The sequence below is a fragment of the Nocardioidaceae bacterium genome (assembly GCA_018672315.1).
Lineage (GTDB): Bacteria > Actinomycetota > Actinomycetes > Propionibacteriales > Nocardioidaceae > TYQ2.
Map to the genome: position 1 here is coordinate 851,304 of CP076053.1, position 14,973 is coordinate 866,276.

Annotated in this window: 12 protein-coding genes and 3 tRNA genes; 6 read left to right on the forward strand and 9 right to left on the reverse strand. The window is 73.6% G+C overall.

The genetic code is table 11. From position 1 onward, the window contains the following. Positions 1-60: 60 nt before the first annotated feature. The 5 genes from ettA to KLP28_04010 all read right to left on the reverse strand — a co-directional run bounded on the left by ettA (position 61) and on the right by KLP28_04010 (position 7,120). Positions 61-1,743 carry an energy-dependent translational throttle protein EttA gene (ettA, locus tag KLP28_03990; protein ID QWC85911.1) on the reverse strand — a complete coding sequence of 561 codons (1,683 nt, stop codon included), beginning with the start codon at positions 1,741-1,743 and terminating at the stop codon, positions 61-63. Between the two features lie 77 nt (positions 1,744-1,820). Beyond that, entirely contained in the window at positions 1,821-2,315 is a 495-nt protein-coding gene (locus tag KLP28_03995; GenBank protein ID QWC85912.1) for a single-stranded DNA-binding protein, read from the reverse strand. 154 nt (positions 2,316-2,469) lie between these two features. Further along, a complete protein-coding gene (locus KLP28_04000; GenBank protein ID QWC85913.1) occupies positions 2,470-4,182 on the reverse strand; it encodes a 50S ribosome-binding GTPase in 1,713 nt (570 codons plus the stop codon). Then, the gene (locus tag KLP28_04005; protein ID QWC85914.1) at positions 4,179-5,951 is read right to left on the reverse strand and encodes an ABC transporter; all 1,773 of its coding nucleotides are present in this window, start codon (positions 5,949-5,951) and stop codon (positions 4,179-4,181) included. The genes KLP28_04000 and KLP28_04005 overlap by 4 nt, the downstream gene beginning before the upstream one ends. After that, positions 5,948-7,120 carry a PrsW family intramembrane metalloprotease gene (locus tag KLP28_04010; protein ID QWC85915.1) on the reverse strand — a complete coding sequence of 391 codons (1,173 nt, stop codon included), beginning with the start codon at positions 7,118-7,120 and terminating at the stop codon, positions 5,948-5,950. Before KLP28_04010 ends, KLP28_04005 begins: the two co-directional genes overlap by 4 nt. Positions 7,121-7,168: 48 nt before the next feature. Between KLP28_04010 and KLP28_04015 the strand changes: the two genes are divergently transcribed. Together KLP28_04015 and KLP28_04020 are read left to right on the forward strand one after the other, a co-directional pair. Continuing rightward, entirely contained in the window at positions 7,169-8,602 is a 1,434-nt protein-coding gene (locus KLP28_04015; protein ID QWC85916.1) for an aminopeptidase P family protein, read from the forward strand. A gap of 54 nt (positions 8,603-8,656) precedes the next feature. Then, positions 8,657-8,730 (forward strand) — tRNA-Arg (locus KLP28_04020). Positions 8,731-8,742: 12 nt separating this feature from the next. Here the strand turns inward: KLP28_04020 and KLP28_04025 are convergent. Beyond that, positions 8,743-9,546 (reverse strand): DsbA family protein, encoded by an 804-nt coding sequence (locus KLP28_04025; protein ID QWC85917.1) that lies wholly within the window; start codon positions 9,544-9,546, stop codon positions 8,743-8,745. A gap of 121 nt (positions 9,547-9,667) precedes the next feature. On the opposite strand from KLP28_04025, the gene orn reads away from it, so the two are divergent. The 3 genes from orn (at position 9,668) to KLP28_04040 (ending at position 12,124) form a co-directional block, all read left to right on the forward strand. Then, a complete protein-coding gene (orn, locus tag KLP28_04030; protein ID QWC85918.1) occupies positions 9,668-10,279 on the forward strand; it encodes an oligoribonuclease in 612 nt (203 codons plus the stop codon). Positions 10,280-10,341: 62 nt separating this feature from the next. Next, positions 10,342-10,417: transfer RNA gene (locus KLP28_04035), tRNA-His, on the forward strand. A 60-nt stretch (positions 10,418-10,477) separates the two neighbouring features. Further along, positions 10,478-12,124, forward strand: a complete 1,647-nt coding sequence (locus KLP28_04040) for an NAD(P)/FAD-dependent oxidoreductase (protein ID QWC85919.1) — start codon at positions 10,478-10,480, stop codon at positions 12,122-12,124. A gap of 27 nt (positions 12,125-12,151) precedes the next feature. Here the strand turns inward: KLP28_04040 and KLP28_04045 are convergent, their stop codons facing one another. After that, positions 12,152-12,892, reverse strand: coding sequence for an anti-sigma factor (locus tag KLP28_04045; GenBank protein ID QWC86787.1), 741 nt, complete (start codon positions 12,890-12,892; stop codon positions 12,152-12,154). Further along, on the reverse strand, positions 12,892-13,473 hold the full coding sequence (sigK, locus tag KLP28_04050; GenBank protein ID QWC85920.1) for an ECF RNA polymerase sigma factor SigK: 582 nt from the start codon (positions 13,471-13,473) through the stop codon (positions 12,892-12,894). The genes KLP28_04045 and sigK overlap by 1 nt, the downstream gene beginning before the upstream one ends. Positions 13,474-13,600: 127 nt before the next feature. Between sigK and KLP28_04055 the strand changes: the two genes are divergently transcribed. Beyond that, a tRNA-Lys gene (locus tag KLP28_04055) sits at positions 13,601-13,673 on the forward strand. Here KLP28_04055 and KLP28_04060 read toward each other — a convergent pair. After that, entirely contained in the window at positions 13,662-14,867 is a 1,206-nt protein-coding gene (locus KLP28_04060; protein QWC85921.1) for a methyltransferase, read from the reverse strand. The genes KLP28_04055 and KLP28_04060 overlap by 12 nt on opposite strands. Between the last annotated feature and the right edge of the window lie 106 nt (positions 14,868-14,973).

The window sequence follows — 14,973 nt, forward strand, 5'->3', positions numbered from 1 at the left end:
CCATCACCTTCGGGCGGTGATTCTGTGCCCTCTCGGCGTGATTCTGTGCCCTCTCGGCGGTCAGTCGCGGGTGAGGCGGCGGTGCGTCACGCGGTGGGGCCGGGCTGCCTCGACGCCGAGGCGCTCGATCTTGTTCTGCTCGTACGCCGCGAAGTTGCCCTCGAACCAGAACCACTGGGCCGGGTTCTCCTCGGTGCCCTCCCACGCGAGGATGTGGGTCGCGACCCGGTCGAGGAACCACCGGTCGTGGGAGGTGACCACGGCGCAGCCGGGGAAGTCGAGCAACGCGTCCTCCAGCGAGCTCAGCGTCTCCACGTCGAGGTCGTTGGTGGGCTCGTCGAGCAGCAGCATGTTGCCGCCCATCTTGAGCGTGAGCGCCAGGTTGAGGCGGTTGCGCTCTCCGCCGGAGAGCACGCCGGCCTTCTTCTGCTGGTCGGGGCCCTTGAAGCCGAACGAGGCGACGTACGCCCGGCTGGGCATCTCGAAGTTGGCGACCTTGATGTGGTCGAGGCCGTCGGAGACGACCTGCCAGACGTTCTCCTCCGCCGCGATGCCGCCGCGGGACTGGTCGACGTAGGAGATCTTGACGGTCTTGCCGACGTTCAGCTCGCCGGCGTCCGGCTGCTCCTCGCCGATGATCATGCGGAACAGGGTGGTCTTGCCGACGCCGTTGGGGCCGATGACACCGACGATGCCCGCGCGCGGCAGCGAGAACGAGAGGTCCTCCATCAGGGTGCGGTCACCGAAGGACTTCGTGAGGTTCTTGGCCTCCAGCACCACGTCGCCGAGACGCGGTCCGGCGGGGATGTTGATCTCCGCGGTGTCGATCTTCTTCATGCGCTCGGCCTCGGCCGCCATCTCCTCGTAGCGCGCGAGGCGGGACTTGGACTTGGCCTGGCGGGCCTTGGGGTTCGAGCGCACCCACTCCAGCTCGCGCTCGAGCATCTTGGCGCGCTTGGCGTCCTTGGCGCCCTCCACCTTCAGCCGGGACTTCTTCGTCTCCAGGTAGGTGGAGTAGTTGCCCTCGTACGGGTGCGTCTTGCCGCGGTCGAGCTCGAGGATCCAGCTGGCGACGTTGTCCAGGAAGTACCTGTCGTGGGTCACGGCCAGCACGGCGCCGGGGTAGGTGGCGAGGTGCCCCTCCAACCAGTTCACGGACTCGGCGTCGAGGTGGTTGGTGGGCTCGTCGAGGAGCAGCAGGTCGGGCTGCTGCAGCAGCAGCTTGCACAGCGCGACCCGGCGGCGCTCGCCACCGGAGAGGTTGTCGACCGGGGCGTCCGGCGGCGGGCACCGCAGCGCGTCCATCGCCTGGTCCAGCCGCGAGTCCAGGTCCCAGGCGCCGGCGTGGTCGAGGTCGGTCTGCAGGTCACCCATCTCGGCGAGGAGGGTGTCGTAGTCGGCGTCGGGGTCGCCGAGCTCCTCGCTGATCTTGTTGAACCGGTCGAGCTTGGTCTTGATGTCGCCGACGGCCTCCTCGACGTTCTCCAGCACCGTCGCGCCCTCGGTCAGCGGCGGCTCCTGCTGAAGCATGCCGACCGTCGCGCCCGGGTCGAGAATGGCGTCGCCGTTCGAGGCCTGCTCGAGCCCGGCCATGATCTTCATCAAGGTGGACTTGCCGGTGCCGTTGGGCCCGACGACGCCGATCTTCGCGCCGTGCAGGAAGGAGAGGGTGACGTTGTCGAGGACCACCTTGTCGCCGTGGGCCTTGCGCACGTTGCGCAACGTGAAGACGTACTCAGACATGCTGTCGAGCCTACGGGGCGACGGCCCGGGCGCCGTCACCGCCGGGTGGGGCGGCCCCCGGCGGCGCGGCGTGCCGCTCAGACGAGCGCGGGATCGGGCGCGCGCCAGCTCTCCTGCTCCGTGCCTTCGGTGATCTCTCCGGTGTCGGGGTCGACGCCGGCGGGGGCCTCCGCCTCGGCCGGCTGCTCCTCGTCCTGCTCCTGGCGCGACGTGCGTGCCTCGGGCTTGGTGAAGCGACTGTTGCCGCGGCTCAGGTCGTGGCCGACGGCGGTCGCGTCGATCTCCCAGTCGGAGTTCTCCACCCCGTTCTCGCCGGTCCAGCTGCTGCGCCGGAGCCGACCGGTGACGATGACCGCCTCGCCGCGCTGCACGGACTGGGAGACGTTGCGCCCCAGCTGGCCCCAGGCGCGCACCGAGTACCAGGCGGTCTCGCCGTCGACCCACTGCCCGTCGCGGCGCACGCGGGGCGTGGCGCCGAGGCGGAACTTCGCGAGGCGGGAGTCGGCGTCGAACTCGTGGACCGTGACGGGGCCGCCGACCCAGCCCTGCACCGTGACCTGCGTGTCGTACATGAGGGACCTCCTCCGGGCAATGCCCGGGCCTGGCGCCCCGGACGGGCACCGCGTACGCCCACCCTGGGGGCGTCTCGCGCGTCCGGCGAGCGGCGAGGACTCCGGTGGTGGAGAACCCCGCAGGGTGGCGCCCGGGCACGGCAACCGGCCCGCCTCAGGTGCCGTGGACGCCCTCGTACGCCGTGACCTGGTCGCGGCACACGCCGTCCAGGGGCCCCAGCACCTGGAGCTGCGCGACCTCGGCCACGCGCTCGCGCAGCACGCGGTCGATGCGGCGGGCCGAGCGGGCCGCGGAGACCGAGACCAACCACCGGGTCAGCAGCGCGAGCAGGACGCCGCCGAGGACGCCGACGGCGAGCAGAAGCGTCGGCACCGGCACCGTCCCGACGCGGCCGCCGAGCGCCAGGTCGGGCAGCGGCACCACGAGAAACGTCGCGAACGCGTTCAGCAGCAGCCAGATCGCGCCCACCAGGCCGGTGGCCAGGAGCAGCCACTGCAGCACGCGCACGCCGCGCATCCACGCGCGGGGGCGCTCGAGGCCCAGGTCGGCACCGGCGACCGCCTGGTCGAGCGCATCGGCCAGGTCCTCGGGCACCGGGCTCGCGGCCGCGCGCGCCGCCGTGCGCCAGACCTCCGGGAGGTCGCCGCACCGTGCCTCGACCGCGTCCCGCACCGCACGCTCGACGTGGGCGCGCTCGACCGCACCGGGCGGCGGCAGCGAGGTGCGCGCCGCCGTCACGAGGTCACCGGAGCGCGGGCCGCGGTCCAGGTGCAGCCGGCGCAGCGGGTCGGGGCGCAGCCCGGCGATCCATGAGGTGATCGGCCACCCGGTGGCGACCCGTCCGCGGCGGCGGGCCGACGTGCGCGCGGCGGCGACGACCGTCGGCACGCCCGCAGCCGCGCTGCAGGCGTCGACCACCGTCTCCCGCTGCGTCAAGGACAGCTCGCCGGCAGGGACGGTGCCCACGACCCGCTCGAGCCGGTCTCCGGCATCGACCAGGTCGGCGAGCAGCCGACCCCGGGCCGCCTCACGCTCGGCCGTGCGTCGCGCGATCTCCTCGGCCAGGGGTTCCAGCCCGTCGCCACGCGTGGCGGAGGCGGGGAGCACGACTGCCTCGCCGAGTCCGCCGACGGCCAGCAGCCTCCGGAGGTCGGCGAGCACGACCTCGACCTGGTCGGGCGGCAGCCGGTCCACCTGGTTCAGCACCACCACCGACCGGCCCGCATGACGCCGCAGCGGGGCCAGGTAGCGGTCGTGCAGGGCCGCGTCGGCGTACTTCTGGGGGTCGACGACCCAGACGAAGACGTCGACGAGGCGGCTGAGCCGGTCCACCTCGTCGTGGTGCTCGACGTGGGTCGAGTCGTGGTCGGGCAGGTCCAGCAGCACCGTGCCCGCGAGGTCGGTGTGGTCCCCGCCCGCGACCTGGTGGCGGCGGGCTGCACCGATCCAGTCCAGCAGCGGGCCGGGGTCCGGGTCGACCCCACCGGCGCCACCGACCCCACCGGCGCCACCGACCCCACCGACCCCACCGCGCGCCGGCCAGACCGCGGCGCTCGTCTCGGTCGTAGTGGGACGCCGCAGTCCCGGCTTGGCGACCTCGGCCCGGCACAGCGCGTTGAACAGCGAGGACTTGCCCGACCCGGTGGCACCCGCCACGGCCACCACGGTGTGGTCCAGCGACAGCGCGAGCCGCCGGCCCGCGCGCTCGAGCACCTCCCGGGCCGCTGCGACCTCGGGCGCCGAGGCGACGGGCTCGTGGCGTACGCACGCGGACACGGCCTGCTCCAGCCCTGCCACGCGCTGCTCGACGTCGCGCCGGTCCACGCCGGCGCCGAGGAGGTCCCGAGCACGCTCGCGCAGGCTCACGACCACCCCCTCCCGCCGCGGACGCCGGCGGCCGCGCGGACGGCGCCGGCGCGACGCAGCAGCTGGCGGTCCGGTGCCGTCGAGGACCCGTGGTCACCGAGGTCGGCCAGATCCCCGCCGTCGAGCAGCGCGGTGAAGCGCGCACGCTCGGTGAGCATCAGGTCGGTGACACGTCGCGAGAGGTCGTTGCGTGCCTGGGCGGCGAGGCGGCGTACGGCCTGGTCGCCGAAGACGGCCTCGAGGAGCTTCTGCCCGACGACCGCCGACCCTCCGGCGACACCGACCTCCGCCCCGGCCAGCAGACCGCCGGTATGGGCGAAGACGACGACCATGAGTGCGACGCCCAGGCCGTTGACGCCGAAGGCGAGGAACCGCGCCGTCGACCGCTTCTCTGCCCCCTCGGAGCGGACGAGCTCCAGCACCCCGGCCTGCCACTCCCGCACGGCCCGCTCGGTGCGCTCGCGCAGGTCGCGCGAGGCGCGCCCGAGGTCGGCGTCGCCACCGGCGAGGAGGTCGCGGCCCGCCGGGTGCGCGACCCAGGCCGACCGTGCCCGCTCCGCGGCCCGCTCGCCGTGCTCGACCACCAGCACCTCGAGCCGCGACTCCACCGCCTGGCTGACCTGCAACGGTGCGGGCGGCCGCCCGGTCACGGCGGCGGCGACGCGGTCGCGCAACCGTCCGGCGCCCGTCTCCAGGGCCCGCAGCACCTTGCCGGCACCGACGAACTCCTGCCAGCGCGCCAGCACCTCCCCACGCAGCAGGGTCCCGTCGCTGCAGGCGTCGTCGACGTCGCGCACGGCGTCGTCGTACGCAGCCGCGGCGTCACGCTCCAGTGCTGCGCGCGCGACCTGCTGCTCCTCGACGGCCGCGGCGAGGTGTTCCGCGCGTTCGCACGCGGCGGCGAGGGCGCCGTCCAGCGTGCGGCGCACGACCTCCGCCCGGGCCTCGGCGTCGGCCGCGAGACCGTGCAGCCAGTCGCGGATCTCAGCGACCCGGTCGGCGGCCAGCAGTCCGCGCCCGTCGAGCGCTGCCTCGGGCACCGTCATCAGCCGGGCCTCGGCCAGACCTCGCTCGTCCAGCATCTCGCGCAGGTGCCCCGCGACCTCCGCCACCGCGGCGTCGTCCGTGCGGTCGAGCACGAGCCCGAGGGCGACGGAGCGCTCGGCCGCTTCCGTGAGGAACCCCCACGGCACCTGGTCGGCATATCGCGCGGCCGTGGTCACGAAGACCCACAGGTCGGCGGCTGCCAGCAGCTGCGCGGCCAGCGCACGGTTCTCGGCCGCGACCGAGTCGATGTCGGGTGCGTCGAGCAGCGCGAGACCGCGCGGCACCCCCGGGTGGGCGACCAGGCGCAGCGCGCCCGGCCCGGGCTCGGGACCGGTCCCGGTCACCCGGGCGAGACTCGGCAGCACGCGGGTGTCCTCGAACCAGGCCACGTCCTCGGGGTGGTGCACCAGCACCGGCGCCCGGGTGGTGGGTCGCAGCACGCCGGGCTCGGAGACCCGCGCCCCGACCACCGAGGAGACCAGCGTGGACTTGCCGGATCCGGTCGATCCACCGACCACCGCGAGCAGCGGCGCGTCGAGCGAGGCCAGCCGGGGCAGCACGTAGTCGTCGAGCTGCGCCACGAGCGCGTCGCGGTCCGCGCGCGCCTGGGAGGCACCCGGCAGCGACAGGGGCAGCGGCGCCGAGGCGGCCTCCGTACGCAACGCCAGCACCTGCCCCGCCAGGTCCGCGGGCGAGGCCGGCTGCGTGCCCGCGGCCCTCACCAGCCGCCCCCGGAGACGGCCCGGTCGTCGCCGGGGAACCGCACGGCGGGCCGCACCTGCTGCATCTGAGCGAGCAGCCGGGCGCCGCGTTCGCGACCGTCCTCGGGCGGGTTCCCGCGGATCATGCGGTGGTGCAGGAACCCCAGACGCACCGCGAGCTGCTGGTAGTGCTCGGTGGCGTCGCGAGCCCTTCGGCCGCCGACCCGGCGGGCGTGCGTACGCATCGCCTTGCGCCCGTCGAGGTTCACCAGCCACGGCACCTCGCGAGGATCCAGGAGCCCGCGGTCGGCGGCGTCGGTGAGCGAGCGCTCCAACATGCGCCGCTCTCGCCGACGCGCCCACACCGCGAGCACGACCAGCACCGCGAAGGCGGGCAGCATCACCACGACGTAGGTGCCGAGGAAGCCGGCGGCGCCGCCGTAGAGCGCGGAGCTGTTCCACATCATGTGCGTCACCACCGCGAGCACGTAGCCGACCAGCGGGGCGAGGATGCGGACCAGGCCCGACCGTGAGGTGACCGCGAGACCCAGACCGATGCCGATGAAGGAGGTGAAGAGCGGGTGCGCGAAGGGGCTGATCAGCCCGCGCAGCACGAAGAGGCCCACGGCGGACCCCAGGCCCCCACCGCCGCCGTCCTCGCCGAGGTAGGCCGCGGAGAGGTAGAGGACGTTCTCGGTGAAGGCGAAGCCGATGCCGACGAAGCCCGCGTACACCAGCCCGTCGAGCACTCCGTCGAGGTCCTTGCGCCGCAACCACACGACGAGGCCCACGAACGCACCCTTCGCCGCCTCCTCCACCACCGGGGCCACGAGCGTCGCCGAGTCCGCCTCGGGCCGTCCCACCAGCACCTGGTCGAAGGCCTGGAAGACGATCGCGGCGCTGGTGGCGACCAAGGCACCCCAGCCGAGACCCAGCAGCAGCAGGGAGCGCGGCTCGGGTTCGTAGCGGTCGAGCCACAGGTAGAGCGCCAGCACCGGTCCGACCGGCAACGCGGCCAGCACCACGGCCACGACGAGGGCGTCGGAGGCCCCGATGCTGAGCAGCACCAGGGCCGTGATGAGACCGCCGACCAGCAGGGCCACCGTGACCAGCACGGTGAACAGGGTGGTCCGTACCCGGCCGGGCTCGGGAGGGAGCGCGGCGGGGCGTACGGCGGGGCGGGCGGCCATGGGCTCACAGTAGAGCCGTCGCGGCAGCCGGGGTCGTAGCCTGAGGCGATGAGCAGCGAGCAGCAGGCGGCCACGACCGACACCGGTGAGGAGTCCCACGACCCGTCGGTGCCGCGGGCGTACGCGGACTTCATGCGCACCGGGTGGGGTGAGCGGCCGCTGGACGTCTCGCGGCACCCCGTCGCCGACTCGGCGGAGCGTCGGCGCAAGGCGATCGCGGCGATGTTCCCCGGGGAGCGTCTCGTGGTGCCGGCAGGCGGCTACAAGGTGCGCGCGAACGACACCGACTACCGGTTCCGTCCCGACACCGCGCACACCTGGCTGTGCGGCAACCAGACCTCCGACGCCGTGCTCGTGCTCGAGGACGGCGAGGCCACGCTGTACGCCCGGCCCCGCTCCTCCCGCGACACCGACGAGTTCTTCCGCGACCGGCAGTACGGCGAGCTGTGGGCCGGCCGCCGGCCCTCGCTCGGGGAGATCGGTGAGACCCTCGGCGTGCGGACCAGGCACCTCGACGAGCTGCCGGACGTGCTGCGCGGAAGGGGGCGTACGCGTCTGCTGCGCGGTCGCGACGGGCGCATCGACTCGCTCGTACGCCCCGACGCCGCCGCCGATGCCACGGTCGACGCCGAGCTCGCCCGGGCGCTGTCGGAGGCCCGACTGGTCAAGGACGACTGGGAGCTCGGCGAGCTGCGCGCCGCCTGCGACGCCACCACGCTCGGCTTCTCCGACAGCGTCGCCGACTGGGACAACGCGCTCGTGCACGGCGAGCGCTGGATCGAGGGCACTTTCTTCCGGCGTGCCCGCACGATGGGCAACGACCTCGGCTACGACTCGATCGTCGGCGGCGGCCAGCACGCCACGACGCTGCACTGGATCACCAACGACGGACCCCTCGTGCCCGGCGAGATGGTGCTGCTCGACATGGGGGTCGAGGCGACCAGCCTCTACACCGCCGACGTGACCAGGACGCTGCCCGTCTCCGGTCGGTACTCCGCCCTGCAGCGCGAGCTCTACTCCCTGGTGCTCGAGGCGCAGCAGGCCGGCATCGACGCCGTCCGCCCCGGGGTGCCGTTCCAAGCGGCCCACCAGGCCGCGATGCGCGTGCTCGCCCACGCGCTCGAGGACATGGGGCTGCTGCCAGTCAGCGCCGAGGAGGCCCTGGACCCCGAGTCCCGGGTGTACGCCCGCTGGACCCTGCACGGCACCAGCCACATGCTCGGGATGGACGTGCACGACTGCGCGGCGTCCGACCCGGGCGCCTACCCGAAGGGGGACCTGGCCGAGGGCATGGTGCTCACGGTCGAGCCGGGGCTCTACTTCCAGTCCGACGACCTGCTGGTGCCCGAGGAGCTGCGCGGCATCGGCATCCGCATCGAGGACGACGTCGTCGTGACCGCCGACGGCTGCGAGAACCTCTCCGAGGCACTGCCCCGCGACCCCGACGCGGTGGAGGAGTGGATGGCGCGGCTGCGGGCCTGACCGCTCCGACCTCCCCGGACGGTCGGGCCCGCTGCACCTAGACTTGCCGGTCTGGCCCCTGTAGCTCAGCTGGATAGAGCAAGAGCCTTCTAATCTCTAGGTCGCAGGTTCGAATCCTGCCGGGGGCGCCGTGGCCTGCCTCAACCCTGCAGGCCCGCCTCGATGCGCTGCTGCAGCTGGGCGATGAGGTCGGCCTCGGAGGCGGCGTCGATCTCCTCGCCGTCCACGTACACGGTGGGCGTGCCGCTCACGCCCTCGTCCTGGGCGGCCTCGGTGCCGTCGGCGACCCAGTCCTCGAAGGCGCCGCCCTCGATGCCGCTCTCGACCGCGTCGCGGTCGGCGCCGGCCGAGACGGCGAGGTCCACGAGGTCGGACTCGTCGGGGAACGGTCCGGACTCCGAGGGCTGGTTGGCGAACAGCTGGTCGTGGAACTCCTTCGCGACCTCCGGCCCCTCGGCGTCGAGGACCACGGCGTACGCGTTGGCGGCCAGGCCGGAGTACTCACCGGCGCGTGAGAGGAAGTTCAGCGGCCGGAACTGCACCTCGACGTCGCCGTCGGCCACGTAGTCGCTGAGGATCGGCGTGCTGGCCGCCTCGAAGTTGCGGCAGAAGGGGCACAGGAAGTCCTCGTAGACCACGACCTCGACAGGCGCGGCGGCCTCTCCCCAGGGCACGGCGAGACGTCCGGCCTGTGCGTCCTCGGGACCTCCGGTGGTGGCGACCGCGCCGGCGGGGGCCGTGCCGGCCGCCGGTGCCGACCCGTCCTGGTTCGAGATCACCAGCGCGGCCACACCGCCGACGAGCACCAGCACCACCACGGCGACCGCGCCGATCAGCGCGGAACGCTTGCGGCGCTCCTTGCGCTCGGCCTCCTTGCGCAGCGCGGCGGCTCGCTCGGCGGCCGCGGACTGGGCGCGACGCTGCGACTTGGACCCCTTGGCCATGTGCTGTTCTCCCGTGACGACGTGGTGCGGATGGGACGGACGTACGCGCCCATCGTAGGGAGGCCGTCCGCACCGACCACACGGCCCGACACGGCGACGGCGCGCAGGTAGCCTCGCCCCCATGAGCGACCGGCTGGTGTGGATCGACTGCGAGATGACGGGCCTGGACCTCGAGGCCGACGCGCTGATCGAGGTGGCGGCGCTCGTCACCGACTTCGACCTCACCGTCATCGGTGACGGCGTGCAGGTGGTCGTCAAGCCCCCGGCGCCCGCGCTGGAGCAGATGGGCGACTTCGTGCGCGACATGCACGTCTCCTCGGGGCTGCTTCCCGAGCTCGAGCACGGGGTCACCCTCGCCGAGGCCGAGGACCAGGTGATCGCGTTCCTCCGCGAGCACTGCCCCGACGGCTCCCGCCCACCCCTGGCCGGCAACTCCATCGGCACCGACCGCGCCTTCCTCGCGCGCGACATGCCCCGGCTCGAGAGCTCCCTGCACTACCGCAACGTCGACGTCTCCTCGGTCAAGGAGCTGGCCCGCCGGTGGTACCCGCGGGCCTACTACGCCTCCCCGGAGAAGACCGGCAACCACCGCGCGCTCGCCGACATCCAGGAGAGCATCGAGGAGCTGCGCTACTACCGCGAGGCGATCTTCGTGCCCCAGCCCGGCCCGGACTCCGCGTCCGCCCGCAGCATCGCCGCCACCCACGGCGGAGCCATCACCGGCGCGGACTGACCGCGCCTGCGTCGCAGACGGCACGCTGTGTAGAATCTGCGACCGACCCGCGAGGGTCCCTGGTGGGCGTAGCTCAGTTGGTAGAGCGCCGCGTTGTGGTCGCGGATGTCGCGGGTTCAAGTCCCGTCGTTCACCCCATTCCGTCCCGCGCCGTCCGCCCCCGTCGGGGCGGGCGGCGCGGCGCGTTACGGTCCGGACATGAGCCCCACAGCACCTTCGGCAGCGTCCTCCGGGCACCTGGCCGGCACCTACGACGTCGTCGTCGTCGGCGGCGGTCACAACGCCCTCGTGGCCGCTGCGTACCTCGGTCGTGCCGGACGCTCCGTGCTGGTCCTCGAGCGGCTCGACCAGCCCGGCGGGGCCGCCGTCTCCGGCAGCCCGTTCCCCGGCAAGGACGTCCGTCTCTCGCGCTACAGCTACCTCGTCTCGCTGCTGCCGCAACGGGTGCTCGACGACCTCGGCGTACGCCTGGAGCTCAGGTCGCGACGTACGGCGTCCTACACGCCGGTGCTCCGTGACGGTGTCGCCGGCGGTCTGCTCGTCGAACGACCGGAGGGCCAGGCGACCCGGGAGTCGTTCGCGGCCGTCACGGGAGGCGACGAGGCGTACGACGCCTGGCAGCGGTGGGGCGCCGACGCGGAGCGACTCGCCCGCGCCGTGGAGCCGACGCTGACCCGGCCGCTGCCTCGGGCGTCGGACCTGCGCGACGCGGTCGGCCACGAGGTCTGGGACGACCTGGTGGAGCGTCCCCTCGGCGACGTCCTGGTCGAGCGCTTCGTCGACGAGGTGGTGCGGGGGGTGGTCGCCACCGACGCGCTGATCGGCACCTTCACCGACCTGCACTCCCCGGAGCGGTTGGCGAACCGCTGCTTCCTCTACCACGCGATCGGCGGCGCGACCGGGGAGTGGCGGGTGCCCGTCGGCGGCATGGGCGCGGTGAGCGCGGCGCTGGCCGAGGCCGCCTCGAGGCACGGCGCCGAGGTGCGGACGGGCTGCGACGTGGAGGCGGTGGACGCCTCCGTGGACGGCGTCGCGGTGCGCTTCGCCGGGCCCGACGGCGTCTCGACCGTCCGGGCGGCGCACGTGCTCGCAGGCGTCTCCCCCGCCGAGCTGCGGCGGCTGCGCGGCGTGAGCGAGCCGGCGACCGGGCCGGCGGGCGCGGGACCCACCGGTGCGGTCGAGGGAAGCCAGCTCAAGATCAACATCCTCGTGGACCGGCTGCCGCGCCTGCGCTCAGGTGTCGACCCGGCGGTCGCCTTCGCGGGCACGTTCCACGTCGCCGAGACCTGGGACGAGCTGGACCGGAGCCGGGCCGAGGCGCTGGCGGGCGAGCTGCCGAGCCGGCCGTGCGGCGAGCTCTACTGCCACTCCCTCACCGACGACAGCATCCTCGGCGCAGACCTGCGCGGCAGCGGGACCCACACGCTCACCTGGTTCGGCCTGAACACCCCCGCCGCTCTCTTCAGCGGTGACGGGGAGCGGCGAGCCGCTGTCCGCGACGAGGCCGTACGCCGCGTCATCGCCGCGGTCGACGAGCACCTCGCCGAGCCCCTGGGCGCCTGCCTCGCCACCGACGCCGAGGGGCGGCCCTGCCTCGAGGCGCTCGTGCCGCAGGACCTGGAGGACCAGCTGCGACTCCCCGGCGGCCACATCTTCCACGGCGACCTGGGGTGGCCGTGGCGCAGCGACGACGAGACGCCGCGTACGCCGGCGGAGGCCTGGGGTGTCGCGACGGACCACCCCCGGCTGCTGCTGTGCGGCTCGGGGGCGGTCCGTGGTGGCGCGGTCAGCGGCATCGGCGGCCACAACGCCGCCCACGCCCTGCTGGAGACGGCCTCGGGCTGACGGGACGCCGGTGCCGCGACTCCGATCTCAGATGCCGGTCGGGTCCACCTGGGCGACCGGCTCGGTGGTCGGCTGCTCGGACCCTCCGGCCGGCTCGACGGTCACGGCGAGCTCGGTGCCCGGCTCGGGCAGGTCGAGCGCCGTCCCGCGCTCGTCGAGCACCGTGACGCTGCGGGCCGTGCCGTCGCGGAGCAGCCAGAGCTGGTAGACGCGGTCTTCTCCCAGCTGCGGCATGCGGCTGGCGTCGACCGCGACGCGACGGGTGCCGGCCGACGCGGCCACCTGCAGGACACCGTCGCCGGGAACCGGCACCTCGAGCGTGTGCACGTCCTCGGCGGCGAAGACCTGCGAGGCCGCGACCTGCATGGACGGATCGTCGACCGAGGTCGCCACGACGCCCGCCCCACCGATCAGCGCCGCCGCCGCAGCCGCCGCCACCAGGCCGCGACGCCAGCGAAAGGCTCCTTTTGCGGCGACGCGAGCACCCCACCGGTCGTCGTCGGACCGGGCGCTGGACACGTCGGTGGCGGGCACCAGTGGCGGCAGCTGCCGCTGCTCGTCGACCTGCCTCAGCACGGCCGCACGCAGGCTCGACGGCACCTCCCGCGCCTCGAGCGCCCCGAGCGCCGCCGTCACGGCCCGGAACTCCTCGGTCTCGACGCGGCAGGTGTCGCAGTCGGCGAGGTGGCTCTCGAACTCGGCTTCCTCCTGCACGCTCAGGGCGTGCAGCGCGTACGCACCGGACAGGGTGTGGACGTCGGTGCTCATCAGGCTCGTCCTTCCAGGCAGTCGCGCAGCCTGATCAGGCCGTCGCGCATCCGTGTCTTGATGGTGGGCAGCGGCTTGCCGAGCAGCGCCGCGACCTCCGGATAGCTGTATCCCTGGAAGTACGCGAGGCGTACGGACTCCAGCTGCAGCTCGGTCAGGGTGTCCAGGCAGCCACGCACCTCGGCGTGCTCGTCGGCGCGGATGGCCGCCTGCTCGGGAGCGTCGTGGTCGATCTCGTCGAGGGCCGCGTGCCCGTCGTTGCGCCGCTGGGACTCACTGCGGCGTACGGCGTCGACGGCTCGGCGGTGCGCCACCGTCAGCACCCAGGTCTTCGCCCGGCCCCGGTCGGGGTCGAAGCGGGTGGCGTTGCGCCACACCTCCAGGAACGTCTCCTGGGTGACGTCCTCGGCGAGGGACGGGTCGCGGACGACCCGTCGCGCGATGCCGAGGACGCTGGGTGCGAGGAGGTCGAAGAGATCCGCGTACGCCGCCCGGTCGCCGCGGGCGACCTGGGTGAGGAGTGCGTCGGGATCCTCCGGCGGTGCGGAGTGGACCAGCTTGAGCCCGGTGTCGGCGGCCATCGGCCCCCCTGTCTTCTCGGTGTCGCCCGTGGTTCGGCCCCCCGGGCCTCCTGGATGGGTCACGGACATCATCCTCGCCCGGTTTCCGTCGCGCCGGGACCCGCTGCTAAAGTTGCTACCGCTCCACGCGCCATTAGCTCAATTGGCAGAGCAGCTGACTCTTAATCAGCGGGTTGTAGGTTCAAGTCCTACATGGCGTACGCCTCTCGACGGCCCGGACCGCTGCGGTCCGGGCCGTCGCTGCGTTCGAGGAGCACCATCGTCTCCACGTGCGCCGTCTGCGGGAACATGTCGAAGACGCGCGCGCGCGTGACCGTCCACCCGGGCAGCCGGTCGAGGTCGGCGCCGAGCGAGCCGAGATGACAGCTGGAGTAGACGAGGCGCTGCACGCCGCTCCCGGTGAGCCAGGTCGTCAGCTCGCCGATCCCGCGCCGCGGCGGGTTCACCACCACGGTGCCGGGGTGGTCCTCCGGGGCGGCGGACGCGGCGTACGCACCGGCGTCGGCGTGCAGGAACTCCACGTCGAGGCCACCGCCCGCAGCAGCCTCACGGGCGGCGTCGACCGCCTCTCCGCTGGACTCCACCCCCACGACCGGCGCGAGCGCTCCCGCTGCCGCCGTCGCCAGCGCGAAGCCGCCGACCCCGCAGTAGAGGTCCCACGTGCCGCGGCGGAGCCGGCCGCTCCTGCCCGACTCCTGCATCCATCGTGCCGCGGTGTCGTAGAGCTGCGCGGCGACGTGGTGGTTGGTCTGCAGGAACCCGCCCGGACGCAGCGCGAGGCGCAGCGGCCCGTGTGAGGTCGGCAGGGCGATCCCGAGCGTCCCGTGGTCGGTGAGCAGGTGCTCCTCGGGCCCCTCGAGCACCGCCGCGTGGGCGGGCTGGATGTTCGCCGAGGCGACGACGAGGTCGGGCAGTGCCGCCCGGAGCGCCGGCAGGTGCTTGCGCAGGCGCAGCAGGGCCTCGGTGGAGCGGAGCACCCACCGGACCATCAGGCCCCCGTCCGGCGCCACGGTGACCAGCACGTGCTTGAGCTCACCTCGACGGGCCGGCACGTCGTAGGGCACGAGACCGGCGAGACCGACGTGGTCGGCCAGCACCGGCAGTGCCTGCACGAGACGGGGGTCGTGCAGACCGCAGTCCCGCAGGTCGATGCCTCGCCCTGCCGGGTCGAGGATGCCGAGGGTGGGCTGCTCGACGGTGCCGGCGACGACCATCTTCGCCTTGTTGCGGAAGCCGCTCTCGGGGCCGGTGGCCACCGGCTCCCAGACCTCCGGCGGCACCGACGGCAGCGCCTGCGACGCCATGGCCGCCACGTCGTGAACCTGCTCGGCGTAGGGGGTGCCCATCCACCGGCACGAGCGGCACCGAGCCGCGTCGAAGTGAGGGCACCGCACGCGCGAAACGTAGCGAAAGCAAGGACAAGGTCAAGATTCGGCCCGACCCCTCTCACCGGGAGCGCGGGGTCGTCGATGATCGAGGGGATCCGCATCGACGTCGACA